The organism is Sphingobacterium sp. GVS05A (genome assembly GCF_019969845.1).
Classification (GTDB): domain Bacteria; phylum Bacteroidota; class Bacteroidia; order Sphingobacteriales; family Sphingobacteriaceae; genus Sphingobacterium.
Map to the genome: position 1 here is coordinate 197586 of NZ_JAHXYR010000011.1, position 18096 is coordinate 215681.

Sequence of the window (18096 nt, forward strand, 5' to 3'; positions counted from 1 at the left end):
GTTGTTTTTTGTAAATTTGTAAAACAAAAACAGGATGCATAGTATCAATTCCATATCCGAATTTCATAGGCAATTGTCCTTGCCCGCCCCATTACATCCACTGGTAAGTGTCATTGATGTATCTGGAATCAAACCCGATGAAAGCGACATTTGGGAGCAGTTCTACGTGAATTTCTATAGTATTTCACTTAAAAAAGATGTTACTGCAAAATTAAAATACGGACAACACTATTACGATTTCGACAAAGGAACAATGAACTTTATTGCTCCCAAGCAGGTCCAATCTTTGACGATTGCTGAAATCAGAAAGATGAATGTCGAATGCGGAAAAGGTTACATGCTCCTATTTCACCCTGATTTTTTGTATACACACCCACTAGCCACCAAAATAAAAAACTACAATTTCTTTTCGTATGCGCTTAATGAAGCATTACATCTTTCCGAACGGGAAGAAAGAGACATTATAGAGATTTTTCTTAAAATCGAAAGAGAATATCAGCATATCGACAAACATACTCAAGGTATTATTTTGTCGCAAATTGAAATGCTCTTGCAATACAGCAACCGTTTCTATGAGCGTCAATTTATCACACGAAAAGCGGTTAACCATGCGCTGCTGACACAATTGGAAAAATTGCTCGATGATTATTTCGACAGCGAAGAAACATTAAAACAAGGGCTTCCGACTGTAGAACATTTAGCAGAAAGCCTTCATGTATCAGCACGTTATTTAAGCGATTTACTACGTTCAGTTACCGGTAAAAACACACAACAGCATATTCACGATAAGTTAATTGAAGAAGCCAAGGAAAAACTCACGGCGACAAGTCTTTCCGTGGCAGAAATTGCCTACCAACTCGGTTTTGAACATCCACAATCGTTCAATAAGTTGTTTAAGAAAAAAACCAATGTTTCCCCTCTAGTGTTCAGACAATCTTTTAATTGACCGCTCCTCAGCCATCCAACTCGATTTCCTGTTCCTGTATTTAATGGCCAGATTAATCTACTTTTAATTGCCTTTATATGACTTTTCTTTTTTTAGATAGGCTTACTTTTGTCGCAAATGTCTCCCGTTCGGGATTTAAGAAGAGCAGAATGAAGAAAGAATCACGCATCATATCGCTCATTGTAGGTGGCACACTGCTTATGGAGATGCTTGACACCACGGCGATATCGACGGCCTTACCCAAAATGGCACATGATTTTGAGAGTAATGTTGTACAGCTCAGTGCGGGCATTACCTCCTACACCGTCATGTTAGCCGTATTTATTCCGATCAGCGGCTGGATTGCCGACCGCTATGGCGCAAAAAAAGTTTTCAATTTGGCAATTATGGGATTCATACTTTCTTCAATCGCATGTGGACTAAGTACCAACTTAACAGCATTTGTCATAGCACGTATTTGCCAGGGTACAGCCGGGGCACTCATGGTACCAGTAGGTCGTCTCATCGTGCTCAAGCATACCGAAAAGAAAGATCTGGTCGAAGCGATCGGTTATATTGCCTGGGCTGGGCTATTGGGACCTATTATCGGTCCCGTGCTGGGCGGATTTTTTACGACGTATTTTAGCTGGCACTGGATTTTCTTTATCAATATACCATTCGGCATATTTGCGCTGTGGGCAGTAAATAAATTTATTCCAGCCATGGACTCAGAAAATAGCCGTCCGCTTGATATTATCGGTTTTTTTATCAGCGGTATCGGTCTTGCCGGAATCATGCTGGGTACTGAAATGATCGGCGCAGCCAAAGGCAATTATACAAAACCACTTGTGACTATTGCAACAAGCTTTGCGCTAATGGCAGTTGCAGTCTGGCACTCCAAACGCATCAAGTATCCTTTGATTGATTATCGTATTCTCAAAGTAAAAACGTTCCGGGTTACGGTATATTCAGGCTCGATCACCCGAATGGTGATCAATGTCGCGCCCTTTATATTGCCCCTTATGTTACAGTTGGGTTTTGGACTGAGCCCATTTCATGCAGGTCTACTCTATATGGCCAATATGTTGGGTAGTATGAGTATGAAACCCGTAGCCATGTGGATCACACGAAAATTTGACTTCCGTAAGGTCTTAATTGGAAACGGTATTATTTTAACACTTGTAACCGCTGGACTTTCCCTGCTTTCAATACAAACACCGATCTGGCTTGTGGCGATTGTGTTCTTTTTCTCAGGCCTTACACGGTCACTCCAATTTACAAGCTTAAATACCCTGGCCTACGCAGACGTGCCAAATGAACAGATGAGCAACGCGAATACATTGTATAACACCGCGCAGCAAATGGCGCTTGGTATGGGTATCGCCTTAGGAGCAGTAACACTTCACCTGGCAAGCAGTTATTATCAGGACAGCGTTTATCAGATGCGGGATTTTAGTTTGGCCTTGCAGTTAATTGCCGCTTTATCCTTGCTATCCTTAATCGAATATTTCAAAATTAAACCGAGCGACGGACGTAATTTAAGGGGACTGCCCTCAACCAAAGAAATCCAGAAAGCCGCTTAGCTTAGATCAACAAAATTTTGGACTATTCCTCAGGTCGGATCAATAAGACATTATAAACTATCTATAAGATACCAGCTCAAAATAATCCCGATAATAAAAATCAGTACTGCTGTAATGGTAATCCCGAAGGAGCCCTGAGCAAAATTTTCATCTTCGATTTGCCTATTTGTTTTACGGTACTTAAAGAAGGCCAATATGACTGTCAATGCACCGATAATCACAATGGTTACACCCACAACGCCCGAATATCCATGATGTGATTGTGGGACTGCTCCGGTTTTCAGAACCAACTCGATCTGACGAATAAAGAGCGAAAACTTAACAACCACAAATCCAAAGCCCATTATGCCGAGGCTTGTTCGGATCCACGCCAAAAATGTCCTTTCGTTAGCAAGGTGGTCACTCACTTTTTTTTGCACAATACTATTTGCCATATAAAAATAAATTTTGTTCAATAACTAAGTTAGGGATTTTAAAAAATTGACTGAATAGATTACTATGAAGAAAATGAAAGGTCCGGAAAGACCTTTCATCTAAAAAAATGGACAGTATACCTACTTATCCAAGGGAAGTTTGACTCCTTCTTTGATTTCGTCATTGGCATGCAGCAAGATCTGATCACTCCTGTTCAGCTTACCAAAAACTTCGGTAGAATCATGCGTGGATACCCCTTCTTTGATATCCACAAAATGTGTCTTGCCATCTATGAGCTGAATCACATACTGCCTTTCTGTCGAACGTACAATACTATTGGATGGCACCAATAAAGAATTGGCTCCGGCAGACAATGGAATATCGACCTCACAGTATAAACCGGGTTTGAGTTTGTTATCTGAGTTGGCGACATCGACCTCTATCGCTTCGGACTGCATGGCACCCAACGAATTTGCTGAACGGGCTATCATCCCTTCAAACACCTTATTCGGGGTGTTATTAAAACGATAAGCGACCTTTTTCGAGAGGTCTACTTTATCGACATAGGTCTCGGGGATCTGCACTTCCAACCGTAATTTATTGAGATCCTGCAGGATCAACAGGGGTTGATCATTTCCTTTTCCCGGTCCCACCAGTGCTCCTTCAGAAACGTTACGCTGCACGATGACACCATTGAATGGCGCTTTGATATTCAGGTAAGATTGCAACATTTCAACTTCTTCCACATTCGCTTTTTCCGACATGGCTACCGCTTCGTCAGCTTTCATCTTTGATAGCGCATTGTCCAGATCAAGCGGCGATACTGCCCCTTCCTCCTGTGCGGCATTTTTGAGCCTTATATATTTATCCTTACTCGCAGAAGCGGTCTCCTGTGCCTGCACAAAACGTGAATGCGCGGCCTGTACCGCAGCAAGCATTTCTGGTGCCTCCAGCTGCATCAGCAGCTGCCCCTTTTTGACAACCGCTCCTCTGTCCACGAAGATATGCTTAACAAAGCTGTTCATTTTGGCATATATATTTACCTCATTAAAGGGTTTGAGCTTACCGGGTAAACGCACACTGCTGGACATGACTTTCTCTTGTATGACTGTTGTCTGATAGGTACTGGCCTTAGCCGGATTTTTCGGCGTCAGGTCAATCGGCTTTTCGGTGTGACCGCAAGCGGAAAGTAAGCCTGTCAAAAATAATAAATAGCCTATTTTTTTCATCCGTTTAATTTTCTTATTCATTACTCAATTGTGTCTTTAAGGCATACATGCTGCCTTTGGCGGTTATATCTTTAAATACGATTCTTATCCTGTTCAATGGTACATTCTTACTTTATCATTGCAGTTCCTACTGTTGGATTTCGATTCGGAAAGCCCACTGTATTTTTTTAGTTTACACTATACGTGTCTTTTTCCACGAGTGGCTTTCGATGATCGGGCTCGTCCTGTGGCAACAGTGATTTGGAATCGAACGTGGATTTTTCCTTCATCCACACAAACAGGAGCGGCAGAATAAAGAGGGCCGCAAAAGTGGAGGCAAAAAGACCACCGATAACGGCCCGACCCAGTGGCGCGGCCTGTTCACCCGTCTCTCCCATTCCCATGGCCATGGGAATCATACCGGCAATCATCGCCATACTGGTCATCAGTATCGGGCGTAGCCGCGTTGGCCAGGGCAGCAGTCCTAGCATTGCGGAAGTCCAGCCGTAGCGTTTCAGCATTGGATACGATCAAAATGACGTTGGCTACGGAGACCCCAGTAGACATAATCATACCCATGTAAGATTGCAGGTTGAGCGTAGATCCGGTGAGCAATAGCATGCCCAACGACCCTAGGATCACTGCAGGAATAGTGACCAATGCGGTCAGCGAAAGCTTCACACTTTGATAATTCGCTGCCAGCAGCAGAAATATAACAACAACTGCACAGGCTAAACCTAATTGCAGACTACCCATGGTATCGAGCAATAGTGTCGACATCCCTTTCATTTCCACCACAACACCGCGAGGTGGAGCCGGAAGTTCGCGGATAGCTTGTTTCACGTCAGCTGTTGCTGTCCCCAGGTCCTTCTTATGGATATTTGCCATCACTGTCAAATACCGCCTTGGCCCCTGCCGGTCATATTCACCTGGTAAATATTGTGTATTGAAAGTAGCGATATCGCCCAAAGTTGGTGTAAGCTGCCCTTTCACCAGCGGAATTTCACGTAGCTCGTCCATTGTATTCATCACATATTCAGGTACCTGCACCTGTACCTGATAAGTATAGGTATTGTTTTCGTCAAGCCATTGGATCTTCTGGGTAAATCGGCTCGATGAAGTGCTGGCCGTTACCGAACGAGCAATATCATCCATCTGTAGACCAAGCTGGGAGGCTTTGAGCCGGTCGATCGAAATAGAAATGGTTGGCAGCCTGAGCGGTTGCGCGATCTGCACATCACGCAGATAGTCGATGTGCCGTAATGAGCTGACTACCTGATCCGCGTAGACCTTCAGTTCGTCCATTTTCTTTCCGGCTATGCGCACCTCGATCGGCGTTGCAGCGCCCTGACTCATAATCTTTTCGGTCATATCAATAGGCTCAAAATTCAGGCGCAATTTGGGTAATTTATAATGGATATTACGCCGTAAGACATCTTTGAGTTCATCCATATTGACGTGATAGTCCGCATTCAGGTTGACCTGGATCACGGCTTCATGCGTCCCGGTATTGAATACATAGAGGTTGCTGACCCCATAGCTGCTGGGCACTAGGCCAACATAGGCCGAACTGATGGCGACCTGATGGTTGACCGTACTATCGATTACCTGCAGCACCTGTTTGACGGACTCTTCGGTACGCTCCAGCCGGGTCCCATCGGGCTCTTTGATCCGTAACTGAAACTGCCCATTGTTGACTTTGGGCATGATATCCTTGCCGATGTACACAAATGCCACTGCCGCAAGCGCCAGCGTGAGCAACAGATAACCGATGATGACTTTCCCCTTATGGCGCATGGAGCGATATAGGCTGAAGCGATAACGCTTTTTGATCTTATCGAAAAAGCCCGGCGAGTCGGACTTGAAATGACCGATATGATGCTCTTTGAGCAACCAGTTGGATAAAATAGGTACCAAGGTCTGCGCCATAAAGTACGAAGCGATCATCGTCAATCCAATGGATAACGAAAGTGGCAGAAACATCGCCCGGGGAATCCCCGTCATCATAAAGGAAGGTGCAAATACGGCCAAAATACAGAACAGGATCAATAGTAGTGGAACGGCAATCTCCTGACAGGCATTGTAGATCGCCTTACGCTTGTGTGTACCCTGTTCCTGATGCTGGTGTATGCTTTCGATGGTCACCGTGGCCTGATCGACAAGGATACCTATGGCCAGAGCCAAGCCGCTCAAGGTCATGATATTGATGGTCTGGCCAAACAATGTTAGCAGCAGGACCCCGATCAGGATGGATACCGGTATGGTGACGATCACGATCAGGCTGCTCCGCCAGTCGCGCAGAAACAAGAGTACCATGAGACCGGTAAGCAAAGCGCCGAGCCCACCTTCGTGCAAAAGACTCTGCACCGAGTTCATAACCGCTACTGACTGGTCAAATTCATAAGACACCTTCACATCCTCCGGCAGCAGATTCTGGATTTCCGGCAGCTTGGCCTTTAGGTTGCTGACCACTGCCCAGGTGGATGCATCCGATGTCTTAACCGCAGGAATATAAACAGAGCGCCGACCATTGATCAGTGCATAACTTACCGTCACATCCGAGGCATCCGATACGCGTGCGACATCTTTGATATAAATTGGGATCCCATTTTTTGTCAGAATAGGGATATCAGCAAAATCTGCAACATTCTTGATCAGTGAATTGATGGTGGTTACATACATTGTATTGTTGAGGTGCAGGTTACCGGATGGCGACATCACGTTAAATTTGGACAACGCCATCACCACCTCATCGGCGGTCAGGTTGTAGCTCCGCAATTTATTGGGGTCCACATTTACCGTGATCGTCCTGGAATTGGCGCCAAATGGTGGCGGCGCGGAGAGGCCCGGTACAGCAGAGAACATGGGGCGTACCAGCGTGCTCGCCATATCGTAAATCTCCTTGAGGCTTCTTGTCTTCGAAGAAAGCACCAACTGACCTACGGGCAAAGAGGAAGCATCAAAACGGACCACCTGCGGTGGCAATGCTCCCGGCGGAAAAAACTTCATGGCACGGTTTACCTGCAGCGCCACCTGCGCTGAAGCTTCGGCCATATCGGTATTTTCGTAAAAACTAAGTTTCAGGAGCGTAAGGCCCTGAATATTTTTGGCGGATATATTTTTAATTCCGTTGACATAGAGAAACTGATCCTGCATCCGGGAGGAGAAAAAACCTTCCATCTGCTGTGGGGACATCCCGCCGTAAGATTCAATGACGTAAATGGTCGGTGAATTGAGCTGCGGAAATATATCGATCGGTATTTTCAGTACAGCGAGTACCGAAAAGAGCAGCAGGCTCAGGGTGATGATCACTGTGGTGATCGGCCTTCGTAAAGCAGCTGTGACTAGTGACATAAGTGATTAGTTAAAAAGTTGAAGAAAGCCATCGACATTGTTTTGTGCGACCACCTGGTGGAACAATGCCAGATAATAATTATACTTGGCGGTAATGTAATCGCGCTCTGCCTGATTGAGCATGTTCTGTGCAACGTTGACCTCCACAATATCAATCAGCCCGTTTTTATACAAGGAAAACTTCTGGCGGTAGGCGGCATTTGCGGCCTTGGTCTGACGCGGAATTTCCTTCAGACGTCTTTCTGCAGTTGCCACTTCAGTGGCCGACTGTGTTATATTCATGGCGATGTTGGCCTGTTGTTCCTGTAGCTTTTGCCCAGCCTCGTCCACCATAAGGCGCTGTGTGTTTAGTTTCACCTTTTTGCGGCGCAGATCAAACAGGTTGTAGTTGATCCCTAGACCAACAAGGTAATTACCACGTTGCAGCCCAAAACCATCGGCTAGCGAACCATAATTATTATCGCTATGTACACTGGATGCCCTGCCCCAGACTGCGCCCGAGAGGAACAGCTTGGGTCGGTAACTGTTGGAGACCAGCTTCTCTTCCATCTTGGTCTTGTCGAACAGCGCATTATAATAGGCGACCATAGGATGCTGGCGGCCGCCATCGAGTTCAATGGGTGCGTTCTTTACCTGCTCGAAAAGAATCTTTTCGGCAGTGGTATCCGCTACAATCTGCGCTGGGGACATACCCGCCAGCGTAGCCAGCTGAATCTGCAATTGCTGTTGCTGATTATCCAGTTCGATGAGGCCAAGCTGGCTACGCGATATTTCAGCATCCGCCATGCTGGTATCCACCCCTGCCCGGATACCACTTTTGACCAGCGCAAATATCGACTGACGTATTTCCTGGTTACGGGCTATGCTGCGCGACTGAATGCCGATCAGGTCATGCAACTTTAATAACTGCAGATAACTATAGATCGTGAAGGACTGTAAGTCATACTTCGACTGTTCAAAACGGCGGTTCTCCACGGTCACCTCCGCCTGCGCGAGCTGATCCTGGGCATTGAATTGACCAAAATTATAGACCTCCCACTGGAAGGCCGCAATGCCAAGATTGCTGCTCACAGCCTGATACTTATTATTGGGACGTATACCACCATTATTGGTCGGAACAAGGCCAAAACCGAAGTAAGGCCCCGGCACATTATTATTGGAGCCGACGTCTGCCTGATACGATAGCTGTAGGCTCGGCAGACGGTTGTTTTTGGCTTCTGCTGCGCGGGCCTGCTGCACCTGTGTACGGACATAGTCGGTGCGTAAGGATGGTGCATGCTGCGTTACCGACGACAGCAGCTGGTTGAGTTTGATAGGCACATGACTCTCCTGTCCATAGCTAAAAAAGCTACAGCAGAGCAGCACATGCCCCATAAGGACAAGTTTCTGAAACATATAAAAAGCTTATTTTAAAATAAATGAATGTTTGCAGTCCCATTGGGACCCACTCAATACGATTAAAATGGCCTTTTTATCATAAAGTCAGCTGAAGATTACGCAGGTATAGCCGTTCGAGTGGCAATACTATTTTAGAAAAGAAGTTACCAATCGAAAACGTGCCCGAATTCGGAAAGAACGTGTTGAAAAAGTGGGTAATGAAAAACTCCTTTACTTTGGCGACAAAGTGACGAAGCGGCGAGAGCGTCAGACAGACAACATCTTTTACATCAACCCAATCCAGGTATTCTTGTTTTCGTTTACTAAAGGCCTTGATAACGGTGATAAACTCATTCTCGCCCTGCGTCTTTGCCTGATGATACAATGAAAACCCGATCAAAGGCTTCACGATCAGCAGCATCGCGCTTACCAGTAAGAGAAATTGAAATATGACTCGTCTTAACATAGGTTGTATGTTATCTAATGCACAGCATTTTGATTTGTGTACGCTACAAATATAAACAATGACGCAGTAGGCGAATGTAACATTGACGTAACGAAAGCTTTTGTAAACATGATGTTGCAATCACATTGCTCCATTCAGATATCCAACAAAGCTACAAGGGCAATGTGAACCAGAACGTTGCTCTCTATCTTACCTCACGTTCCACGCCGATAGCACCACCGTGATTCTTTATAGGTTATGACTAGGCTTAAAAAAACTGTTCCAATTCATTTCTGTGATCCTCGCCCCATTGGGCCGTTACCTCGATGACCGGTATGAGACTTTCACCTAGCCCAGTCAGTTCATATTCTACTTTCAGCGGAAGCTGATCAAAGACGACTTTATTGATTAATCCGTGTTCAATCAACTGGCCAAGCTGCGCATCAAGTACACGACGGGTTGCATTGGGGATTTTCCGCTGCAGCTCACCCGGACGCTTGATACCTGAATGTATTGCCCAAAGCAGATTTATTTTCCATTTTCCCTGAACAACCTGCAAAAACAGATGTAAACCACAATCTAAATTGACCGGAAGCTTTTTTTCGTACATAGCTGATATATTTTACGAAGATATAAAGTGAGTATAGATAAATTTATCCGTAATTGACACGGTTACTTTATGCCCTTAACTTTGCAACAAAGTAAATATAAAAATATGAAATACAAGTTATTTGGATCAAAAACAGGACTGCATGCCAGTGAAATAATTTTGGGAGCAGCCAACTTTGGCACAAGAAAAGGCTACGGGGCCGATCCCGAAGAATCGAGAAAGATTTTAACAGCTTATACAGATGCAGGTGGTAATTTTATCGACATATCTGATGTTTACCAATTTGGAGAGGCTGAAGAAATCGTTGGTAATTTTATACAAGGCCGGCGAAGCAATTTTATTATCTGCTCAAAATATACCCGAAGCAGCGACCCAAGCCCCGCAATCTGTAATTTTGGAAATAACCGTAAATCCATGCGTCAGGCTGTTGAACAAAGTCTGAAAAGGTTGAAGACTGATTACATTGACATATATATGCCTCATTATGATGACGGGGTAACTCCGCTGGAAGAAATAGCCATAGGGCTACAGGATCTGATCAGAGAAGGAAAAATACTATATGCAGGACTGACGAATTTCCCGGCATGGAAGGTATCGGCAATCGCGGGGTCTACAAAACTCACGACCTTACAAATTGAGTACAATTTGCTGCAACGTACCCCAGATCGTGAACTGATCCCGATGGCTAAGGAATTTGGTTTAGGAGTCATGATGTATTCGCCACTGGCGGGCGGACTGCTCACCGCTAAATATAGAAAGGGAGAAGCAGGACGCATCAGTCACTCTAATGACACTGAATATACGGAAGACGAGAAAACCAAACTGATCATTGATGAACTGATATCAATCGGGGAAAAATATGAAGCAACTCCCGGTCAGATTGCGTTTGCATGGAATTTATCAAAAGAGGCATTCCCATTGCTAGGAGCGCGCAATATCAATCAATTTGAGCAAAGTATTAGCGCTACTGAAATTAATTTGACAGCTGACGAGCTGGCCAAACTGGATGCTTTAAGCTCCATTAGCCTCGGGTATCCGCACGATCTGTTGAATACGGTACGTGGTTGATTTTGAAAGATTGAAACTAATACAAATACGAAAGAATTAACTTTTGTGGTTACTTCTTTCGTATCATTGATATAACGTTGCAGATGATCAGCAATCGAGCTGAGTTTAAGGGCTCAGATTGAGTCACCCACCTCTATTTTACGATAATCTAAAACAAATGGCAAAGTACCTATTTTGATCATTTTTTTTACACTCCTGGCAGTCAGTATCCCTTGCTAACTTTACAATCCGTTACCGAATAAATAACCTACGTCCTATTTATTAAAAGAATCCCAGTCAATATTATCCTTTGCCCATTGTGCTGCAGAAATCGTTTCAATACAATGTTTGAAATTGTATGTCACCTCCAATGGCCAAGAAACACCTCTGCCGGCACCAAAAATTGAACGGTATTTTTTTACGAAATTGGTCGGATCATTTTTAAGGTCCTGCTGTATTTCCGTCATATCGGAAAGTGTACGTTCATACTTTTGCCCTGAAAGCGATTCAGCGATATCCACCAACTGTCCATAGGTGATCGTATCGCCACCAATATAAACGACCTCATTCTCAATCGCTGGCTCCGCAAAAAATATCTCAGCGGTAAGTTTTCCGATATCCTCAGGCGTTGTGACAGTAACCGCAGTATCCCAGCCCCCAATAGCATTGAAAGATTTGTTATCCATATCCAAAAGGCCGAAAAAGGGTTCAAAAAGATAGCTTGTAAACATACCGGTGGAAATAATAACCCATTTTGTAGCACTTTGTGATCGAAGACGCTCACGTACATCGAGCTGCTCGTCAAATAGATCCTGAGCACTGCCCCGGCCTATCACTTCAAAATCAACTCCGAACTGCCACGGAAAATATCTTTTGACTCCAGCATCCAAAACAGCATTTGCCAGCTTCAGCTGAAAACCTCCGGCACCGCTTCCATACCCCGTACATGAAACAACAGCATCGTAATTTTTAAAAATAGCAACAAGCTCTGAAGAAGGAGCAGACAGATCTCCCACAAGTAAATTAACACCCAGATCTCTGAGTTCGGCTATATTCTTTTTCTTATCTGCATCTTCAGCGTTTATGGCTGCTTCTCTAAGCAGAACTGTAACTGTTGTATCGCTGTAGTTTTTGGCTTTATTTGCCAGATGACGAATGACAGGCATTCCTAATTCACCTGCTCCCAATATTAAAATTGATGTATTTTTCATTTCAAAAAGAATTTGTCAGGAAGTTAATCCATTACTAATTGATTGAGTTCCTCTTTCTTACGCAAAGTTAGGGAGTCCAATTCCGTCAAACAATAAGGTATCTCGCTGTGAGCTGCTTACACCGATGTTAGTCTTTTGAGAATTAGGTAGATTAGTTTTTGTTTCGTTACAGTTTTTTTGTCCGTCTGCCGTCACCATTCAAAAATCAATCCTTTCTTACAAGTTCTATTGTCAAAATCAACTATCTTTGACCAACAAAAAGCGCATTTTAACTTAAAAAAATAGATAGAGCAATGACCGATAACGAAATAGCTGCGGCCTGGGATGATATTTGCAAGGTGCTGAACAAAGACCAGGAAGACCTGAAACGTGATATACTTAGCCATATTGGTAATAAATGGTCACTTTTTGTTATTCATGCACTTGGAATTGACGGTAGGATGCGCTTTTCGAATTTGGAAAGCCATATTAAGGGTATCAGTCAGCGGATGCTGACAAAATGCCTACGGGAACTGGAAAGAGACGGATTGATATCAAGAAGCGTTTTTCCTGAGGTACCACCAAGAGTAGAATATGAGCTTACTGAACTAGGTAAAGGTCTTTTGGTCCAAGTCACGCCGCTCTGGTTATGGATTGCCCGGCATACGGAAGAACTGACAAGCGCGAGGACAAATTATGAAAAACATATTGGTAAGTAGTCCTTTAACATCGACATTTAAAGATTTCCTCAGCACCAACAGCACGATATGATATCCAGCTGCAGATAACACATCACGTAAGTTCGACTTTTTGATAAATAGTACTATTTCCAAAAAGATTATTCACTTTTTGAAAACAAAATTCCGCCAAACCTTACTTTCTGAGCAACGTTTTCCCATGCATTGATTTTTTTATGGTTCACATAGCTGATGTCACTTTCTTGGACAGCAAAAAGGGGCGTAATAAATAATTAGAAAATCAGGATAATAAAGCATAATCGATAGCAATTCTTAAAGTATATGAACTAAATTTGAGTTTAAAATTGCGCCACATGCCAAAAAGAGATTCTATTTTAGTGAACAGCATGGATTCCAGCAGCAGTATGGCTGTTGGCCTATGGGATGGTTCCACTCCGGGCATCCTAAAAGCGCTGAATCCACATCGGCATGACCACTATACCTGCATGCTTGTTGAAGCTGGGCAGCTGGAAGTCCTATTTGATTTTGAACAGCTGACCATGCCTGCAGGAACACTTTTTGTCTGCCCACCGCATCAGGTACATCAGATCACCACGGCTTTAGGGGCATCTGGCTATTACATTTCTTTTGAAGGCCATCATATGACCAGGTCAGCCAAGGACATACTTGATGCATCTTTAAATGAAACCATTATATTGTCACTCTCAGCGCCCGAGCAACAATGGTTTACGGCAATCCTGGACTCCCTAAAAAATTTGGACAGTATAAACAATACCGCAAATAAGGAAGTGCAACAGCCCTTGCTGTCAGCTTTTATAACGCAGGCGGTAATTTGTCACGATCGCAGATCGGCCGCTGGGTCCATAAGTCACAGCCCCAGGGTTATGAGTATAACCAACGAATTCAGAAATCTTGTAAAGCGTGATTACCGCAGCCTTAAACGCCCCTCAGCATATGCCCAAAGGTTAAATATCTCCGTGGCCCACCTAAACGATGTTGTTAAAAAAGTGACGGGCTTATCTGCATCGGCACTGATCCAGAAGGAAATACTAAGCGAAGCACAGCGCCTGCTCTATTATTCGCAATTGAGTATTAAGGAAATTTCGGTCCAGCTAGGTTATAAAGATACCAAGTATTTTATCAGGCTTTTCACAAAAAAAGCTGGACGATCACCGGGTGATTACAGAAAGACACTACGTTCCAATCCAGACCTGGATTAGACAAACTATCCTATTGAACTTAGAACCTGCTTCTTTTTTTGTCTACCTTTTACCTTTGTTTGTCAGTTTTCCTGCATTCATTTTTTGACCAATTTTGTACTATAGATACACTGTACGGTACAGTAGATCGCATAATATTAATTCTTAGGTGTTATGGAAGGTCATAATTTGGCAGAAAGTCCGACTTATAAATTATCAACCACCCCTGAAGGAATTGTCGATTCTCTTTTGGATCATTTTAATTCCAGGGATATTGAAACCATGCTCGGCTTCTATGAGGATGATGCAGTCGTTATCAGTACCAGCGGTGAGCCCAAACGCGGAAAAATAGCGATCGCCCATGAGCTGCAGCAGTCCTTCGGTTTTGGATTGCCGATAGAAATTTTTGCCAGGAATATTTATTCGACCGATAATCTGGCCTCATTGGTCCTGCATTGGAGAATCACTGGGACAGGAAATAACGGCGAAAAAGTAAATATTACCGGAACTTCAAGCGATTACGCAAAGAAAGGACGGGACGGATATTGGCGGTGCTGGTTTGGAAATCCATTCGGCGTACAGGTGCGCAGCTTATTTTAATCAATTTCACAAAATTAAATAGTTCACATATGAAAATTTTAGTAATCGGTGGTACAGGTCTTACTGGAAGGCTGGTCACAAAAAAACTGGCAAACCTTGGTCATCAGGTGATCATTGGTTCACCTTCACATGGAGTAGATCTCATGACCGGAGAAGGTCTTTCGCAAGCACTGGAAAATACGGAAATAGTAATCGATCTATCCAATTCCTCCTCTCCTGAAGAAGAAAATGCAATCCACTTTTTTCAGACCGCCGGAAAGAATCTGGTAAAAGCGGAGCTGGCTGCAAACATCAGGCATCACCTCGTACTTTCCATTGTCGGAACAGACGATGCGCTGGAGATCGGATATCTTCGCGCAAAGAAATACCAGGAAGACAACATCAAAAACTCGGGAATACCTTATACAATCATTCGTTCAACACAGTTTTATGAGCATACCGATGCGATCATTGCCGTTCAGGGACAGGCTGACGAGGTATTTGTTTCGAAGATCGACTACCAGCCCATTGCCCTGGAAGATGTCACAGATTACATTGTACAGTTTGCACTCGAAGAGCCTAAAAATGGTACGGTAGAGATTGCTGGGCCTACAAGGGCAAATATGGATGATTTTGTGGCAAAATATATTGCGATATCCGGAAAGCCCATAAAGGTTGTTTCTGATGACAATAGCAAATATATGCATCTTGTTGTTCCTAGATCACTGCTCGTCCCTGCTGAAGAATATAATGCAGGCAAGATTCATTTTGAGGACTGGGCGCTGAATACTGTGGTAAGTTAAGCCGTTAAAAATGATCACTTCGCTAGATGCTCTTTCGTAGTTCTTTTATCCTTAAATGCAGGTCGGTGTCGACTTGCATTTATTGTTGATCGCTATCGAGATCAGCCTTTGAATATTGTTTCAAGTAAGTTGTTTCCTTTTGAGTACTACCAAACTAGATTTTGCCAAAACTTATCATTCCTAAAGTAAATAACACGATATTGCAATATATGTCAATAGCTGATTGTCATACGAATATTAGAAAAAACAGATTTAAAATGAAAAATAAACTAGCCGCTCTATTAATTGCTATCCTTCCAACCTTTCTATTTGCACAAAATATTAATTCCGAAAAACTTGATACTTATTTTAATTCAATTGAAAATAAAAATCTAGGGATCGGCAGTCTATCTATATTTAAGAATGGGAAAGAAGTCTATACCAAACATTTTGGTCAAAAAAATTTACCTGGATTGATCTACAATCAAAGTACAAAGTATCAGGTTGGCTCTGTTACCAAAATGATTACAGCAGTTCTAATTTTTAAGTTAATCGAGGATAACAAATTACATTTGACCGATAAACTTGCTGAGTTCTATCCTCAAATTCCCAATTCGGATAAAATAACCATAAAACATCTTCTTGGCCATACCAGCGGACTAGGCAGTTATGTTGTTAAAGATGGCGAAGTATGGGTAACTGAGAAGACAACTGATAAACAAATCATGGACCTGATCATCCAACAGGGGAAAAATTTTGAACCGGATGAAAAGGTCGCTTATTCAAATTCCGCATATTATCTACTTGCAAAAATCCTTGAAGAAAAATACCGAAAGTCCTATCAAAAAATTGTTAGAAATGAAATTATAAAACCGCTCGGATTAAAAAATTTAGATTCTTTCAGGCCCAATCAAAAAAACGTTTATCCACCTTATCGCTATAATGATAATTCTTGGCATCTATTAGATAAAGATCTCGACTTTCTTAATGTTATAGGCGTCGGCGATATTGCTGCAACCTCGTATGATTTAAATGTCTTCGTGAACAATTTGTTCCACAACAATATTATTAAAAAGGAAACGCTTCAGTTAATGGAACCTCTAATAGGAAAAGAAGATTGGGGAAGAGGAATCGCAGTCTGGGATTTTGAAGGGACCATATTTTATGGACATGGTGGGGATACCCTGGGATCCCATGCGGTTCTAATTTATAATAAAGAAGCCGATATTTCAATTGCTTATAATACCAACGGTGAACGGATCAAAAAGGAAGATTTCATAAAAAATGTAGTTAATGTTCTTTATGATAGAGAGGTTAAACTTCCAGAACTTAAGTAAGTTTTTCCTCATGTTCCAGATGCCCTTTGCTGAGCTGGATTTCCTAAAAATCGATACGTTCAGTAGTTGGTGTATATCATTAGAAAGTGCTGGAATTTTTTCAAGCTTCCAGCACCCACATTCCAAAAAATGAAGCCCCAATTATAAAACCATTCCACCGTCCATAAGGATTTCTGTTCCGGTCATGAAACTTGCCACATTGTTATCTGACAGGTAAATAACAGCTTTGGCTACATCTTCCGCAGTTCCCATTTTTTGTAAAGGGATTCCGCTGATTAACCATTCATCAAGACCTTCCAATGTTTTTTCATCCAGTCCTGCTTTGGTCATAATCTCCGTTTTTGTAGGCCCCGGGCTCACTAAATTTACTCTGATTTTTCTTGGTGCCAGTTCTGCAGCAGCGGTCTTCGCAATGGAATTCAATGCTGCTTTGCTTGCCTGGTAAATCGAGCTATTTGGTTTAGATGTGGTCGCGACGTTGGATGAAAGAAATACCACTGAAGCACCATCGTTCAACAGGGGAATAAATTTGCTCAAGGTAAAATAAGCTCCTCTGAAATTAATACCTATTACATCGTCAAAATTTTCGGCACTCATATTTTCGATCGGACCTAAACTTCCAGTGATGCCTGCATTAATAAACAGGATGTCAACTTTTCCGAATTGCTTTTCAACTTGGGTTTTGAAATTTTCAATATCTTCCAATTTCCCTTGATCTGCCACAAAAGAAATAGCCCCTAACGCTGCAGCAGCCTTTTCAATGGCTTCTTTTCGTCTTCCGGTGATAATTACTTGTGCTCCTTCTGCGATTAATTCTTTTGCGGTTGCATATCCTATTCCGCTGTTTCCACCTGTTACGATGGCTAATTTGTTATTGAACTTATTCATTTCTTTGATTTTTTTACAAAGTTATAGGGGAAATGGTATACTTTTGTTATCAGTATAACGGAGTATATCAGTATCATCAATTATATCATTTAACTTTGTGATCATGGAAAGAGATCAGACAGAAGAACTTAGAGCTTTGCAGGACACACTCTATTTCATTGGAGGAAAGTGGCGAATTCCTGTTATTAATTCGCTTTGCAACGGCAACCGACGTTTTCGCGAAATTGAAAGAAGTATCCCCGGGATTACGACAAGAATGCTTTCAAAAGAACTGAAAGATATGGAGTTAAATAAGTTGGTTAAACGAACTGTTTATCCCGATATTCCTGTTTTAATTGAATATGAACCCACTGAATATTGCAGGACTTTCGGGAATATTATTTCGGAAATGATTATTTGGGGTAGAGAACATCGAAAAATGATTGTGGAGGATAAGGTTTAGAATCGTATTCTATGTACT

16 protein-coding genes and 1 pseudogene are annotated in these 18096 nt (G+C 42.8%); 9 read left to right on the forward strand and 8 right to left on the reverse strand.

Annotation, left to right across the window (positions count from 1 at the left end; genetic code table 11):
* Positions 1–34 precede the first annotated feature (34 nt).
* Both LC454_RS23955 and LC454_RS23960 read left to right on the forward strand, forming a co-directional pair.
* Positions 35–946, forward strand: a complete 912-nt coding sequence (locus LC454_RS23955) for a helix-turn-helix domain-containing protein (protein WP_223584976.1) — start codon at positions 35–37, stop codon at positions 944–946.
* Between the two features lie 77 nt (positions 947–1023).
* A complete protein-coding gene (locus LC454_RS23960; RefSeq protein WP_223584977.1) occupies positions 1024–2508 on the forward strand; it encodes a DHA2 family efflux MFS transporter permease subunit in 1485 nt (494 codons plus the stop codon).
* 50 nt (positions 2509–2558) lie between these two features.
* On the opposite strand, the gene LC454_RS23965 is transcribed toward LC454_RS23960, so the two are convergent.
* The 6 genes and pseudogenes from LC454_RS23965 to LC454_RS23990 form a co-directional block, all read right to left on the reverse strand.
* On the reverse strand, positions 2559–2942 hold the full coding sequence (locus tag LC454_RS23965) for a YidH family protein (protein WP_223584978.1): 384 nt from the start codon (positions 2940–2942) through the stop codon (positions 2559–2561).
* Between the two features lie 120 nt (positions 2943–3062).
* Positions 3063–4172, reverse strand: coding sequence for an efflux RND transporter periplasmic adaptor subunit (locus LC454_RS23970; protein WP_223584979.1), 1110 nt, complete (start codon positions 4170–4172; stop codon positions 3063–3065).
* A 146-nt stretch (positions 4173–4318) separates the two neighbouring features.
* A pseudogene (locus LC454_RS23975) lies at positions 4319–7484 on the reverse strand (efflux RND transporter permease subunit).
* 6 nt (positions 7485–7490) lie between these two features.
* Positions 7491–8879 (reverse strand): TolC family protein, encoded by a 1389-nt coding sequence (locus LC454_RS23980; protein ID WP_223584980.1) that lies wholly within the window; start codon positions 8877–8879, stop codon positions 7491–7493.
* 79 nt (positions 8880–8958) lie between these two features.
* Positions 8959–9327: a hypothetical protein gene (locus tag LC454_RS23985; RefSeq protein WP_223584981.1), complete on the reverse strand. Its 369-nt coding sequence runs from the start codon at positions 9325–9327 to the stop codon at positions 8959–8961.
* Positions 9328–9574: 247 nt separating this feature from the next.
* Complete coding sequence (locus LC454_RS23990) at positions 9575–9916, reverse strand: winged helix-turn-helix transcriptional regulator (RefSeq protein ID WP_223584982.1); 342 nt, start codon at positions 9914–9916, stop codon at positions 9575–9577.
* A 105-nt stretch (positions 9917–10021) separates the two neighbouring features.
* Here LC454_RS23990 and LC454_RS23995 point away from each other — a divergent pair, with 105 nt between their 5' ends.
* A complete protein-coding gene (locus tag LC454_RS23995; protein ID WP_223584983.1) occupies positions 10022–10984 on the forward strand; it encodes an aldo/keto reductase in 963 nt (320 codons plus the stop codon).
* Positions 10985–11238: 254 nt separating this feature from the next.
* On the opposite strand, the gene LC454_RS24000 is transcribed toward LC454_RS23995, so the two are convergent.
* Entirely contained in the window at positions 11239–12174 is a 936-nt protein-coding gene (locus LC454_RS24000) for an aromatic alcohol reductase (protein ID WP_223584984.1), read from the reverse strand.
* A gap of 293 nt (positions 12175–12467) precedes the next feature.
* On the opposite strand from LC454_RS24000, the gene LC454_RS24005 reads away from it, so the two are divergent.
* From LC454_RS24005 to LC454_RS24025, 5 genes are all read left to right on the forward strand, one after another.
* The gene (locus LC454_RS24005) at positions 12468–12872 is read left to right on the forward strand and encodes a winged helix-turn-helix transcriptional regulator (RefSeq protein ID WP_223584985.1); all 405 of its coding nucleotides are present in this window, start codon (positions 12468–12470) and stop codon (positions 12870–12872) included.
* Positions 12873–13204: 332 nt separating this feature from the next.
* Positions 13205–14071 carry a helix-turn-helix domain-containing protein gene (locus tag LC454_RS24010; protein ID WP_223584986.1) on the forward strand — a complete coding sequence of 289 codons (867 nt, stop codon included), beginning with the start codon at positions 13205–13207 and terminating at the stop codon, positions 14069–14071.
* A 153-nt stretch (positions 14072–14224) separates the two neighbouring features.
* Positions 14225–14650 carry a YybH family protein gene (locus LC454_RS24015; RefSeq protein ID WP_223584987.1) on the forward strand — a complete coding sequence of 142 codons (426 nt, stop codon included), beginning with the start codon at positions 14225–14227 and terminating at the stop codon, positions 14648–14650.
* Between the two features lie 29 nt (positions 14651–14679).
* Complete coding sequence (locus LC454_RS24020) at positions 14680–15432, forward strand: SDR family oxidoreductase (protein ID WP_223584988.1); 753 nt, start codon at positions 14680–14682, stop codon at positions 15430–15432.
* Between the two features lie 257 nt (positions 15433–15689).
* Positions 15690–16748 carry a serine hydrolase domain-containing protein gene (locus LC454_RS24025; RefSeq protein ID WP_223584989.1) on the forward strand — a complete coding sequence of 353 codons (1059 nt, stop codon included), beginning with the start codon at positions 15690–15692 and terminating at the stop codon, positions 16746–16748.
* A gap of 141 nt (positions 16749–16889) precedes the next feature.
* On the opposite strand, the gene LC454_RS24030 is transcribed toward LC454_RS24025, so the two are convergent.
* Positions 16890–17636, reverse strand: a complete 747-nt coding sequence (locus LC454_RS24030) for an SDR family oxidoreductase (protein ID WP_223584990.1) — start codon at positions 17634–17636, stop codon at positions 16890–16892.
* Positions 17637–17739: 103 nt separating this feature from the next.
* Here LC454_RS24030 and LC454_RS24035 point away from each other — a divergent pair, with 103 nt between their 5' ends.
* Complete coding sequence (locus LC454_RS24035; protein WP_121123283.1) at positions 17740–18078, forward strand: winged helix-turn-helix transcriptional regulator; 339 nt, start codon at positions 17740–17742, stop codon at positions 18076–18078.
* Positions 18079–18096: the final 18 nt, after the last annotated feature.

Excerpts from the sequence above, each read along its gene's own strand:
- LC454_RS23955 (WP_223584976.1), top strand. The coding sequence starts at position 35 with ATGCATAGTATCAATTCCATATCCGAATTTCATAGGCAATTGTCCTTG.
- LC454_RS23960 (WP_223584977.1), top strand. The coding sequence starts at position 1,024 with ATGACTTTTCTTTTTTTAGATAGGCTTACTTTTGTCGCAAATGTCTCC.
- LC454_RS23965 (WP_223584978.1), bottom strand. The coding sequence starts at position 2,942 with ATGGCAAATAGTATTGTGCAAAAAAAAGTGAGTGACCACCTTGCTAAC.
- LC454_RS23970 (WP_223584979.1), bottom strand. The coding sequence starts at position 4,172 with ATGAATAAGAAAATTAAACGGATGAAAAAAATAGGCTATTTATTATTT.
- LC454_RS23980 (WP_223584980.1), bottom strand. The coding sequence starts at position 8,879 with ATGTTTCAGAAACTTGTCCTTATGGGGCATGTGCTGCTCTGCTGTAGC.
- LC454_RS23985 (WP_223584981.1), bottom strand. The coding sequence starts at position 9,327 with ATGTTAAGACGAGTCATATTTCAATTTCTCTTACTGGTAAGCGCGATG.
- LC454_RS23990 (WP_223584982.1), bottom strand. The coding sequence starts at position 9,916 with ATGTACGAAAAAAAGCTTCCGGTCAATTTAGATTGTGGTTTACATCTG.
- LC454_RS23995 (WP_223584983.1), top strand. The coding sequence starts at position 10,022 with ATGAAATACAAGTTATTTGGATCAAAAACAGGACTGCATGCCAGTGAA.
- LC454_RS24000 (WP_223584984.1), bottom strand. The coding sequence starts at position 12,174 with ATGAAAAATACATCAATTTTAATATTGGGAGCAGGTGAATTAGGAATG.
- LC454_RS24005 (WP_223584985.1), top strand. The coding sequence starts at position 12,468 with ATGACCGATAACGAAATAGCTGCGGCCTGGGATGATATTTGCAAGGTG.
- LC454_RS24010 (WP_223584986.1), top strand. The coding sequence starts at position 13,205 with ATGCCAAAAAGAGATTCTATTTTAGTGAACAGCATGGATTCCAGCAGC.
- LC454_RS24015 (WP_223584987.1), top strand. The coding sequence starts at position 14,225 with ATGGAAGGTCATAATTTGGCAGAAAGTCCGACTTATAAATTATCAACC.
- LC454_RS24020 (WP_223584988.1), top strand. The coding sequence starts at position 14,680 with ATGAAAATTTTAGTAATCGGTGGTACAGGTCTTACTGGAAGGCTGGTC.
- LC454_RS24025 (WP_223584989.1), top strand. The coding sequence starts at position 15,690 with ATGAAAAATAAACTAGCCGCTCTATTAATTGCTATCCTTCCAACCTTT.
- LC454_RS24030 (WP_223584990.1), bottom strand. The coding sequence starts at position 17,636 with ATGAATAAGTTCAATAACAAATTAGCCATCGTAACAGGTGGAAACAGC.
- LC454_RS24035 (WP_121123283.1), top strand. The coding sequence starts at position 17,740 with ATGGAAAGAGATCAGACAGAAGAACTTAGAGCTTTGCAGGACACACTC.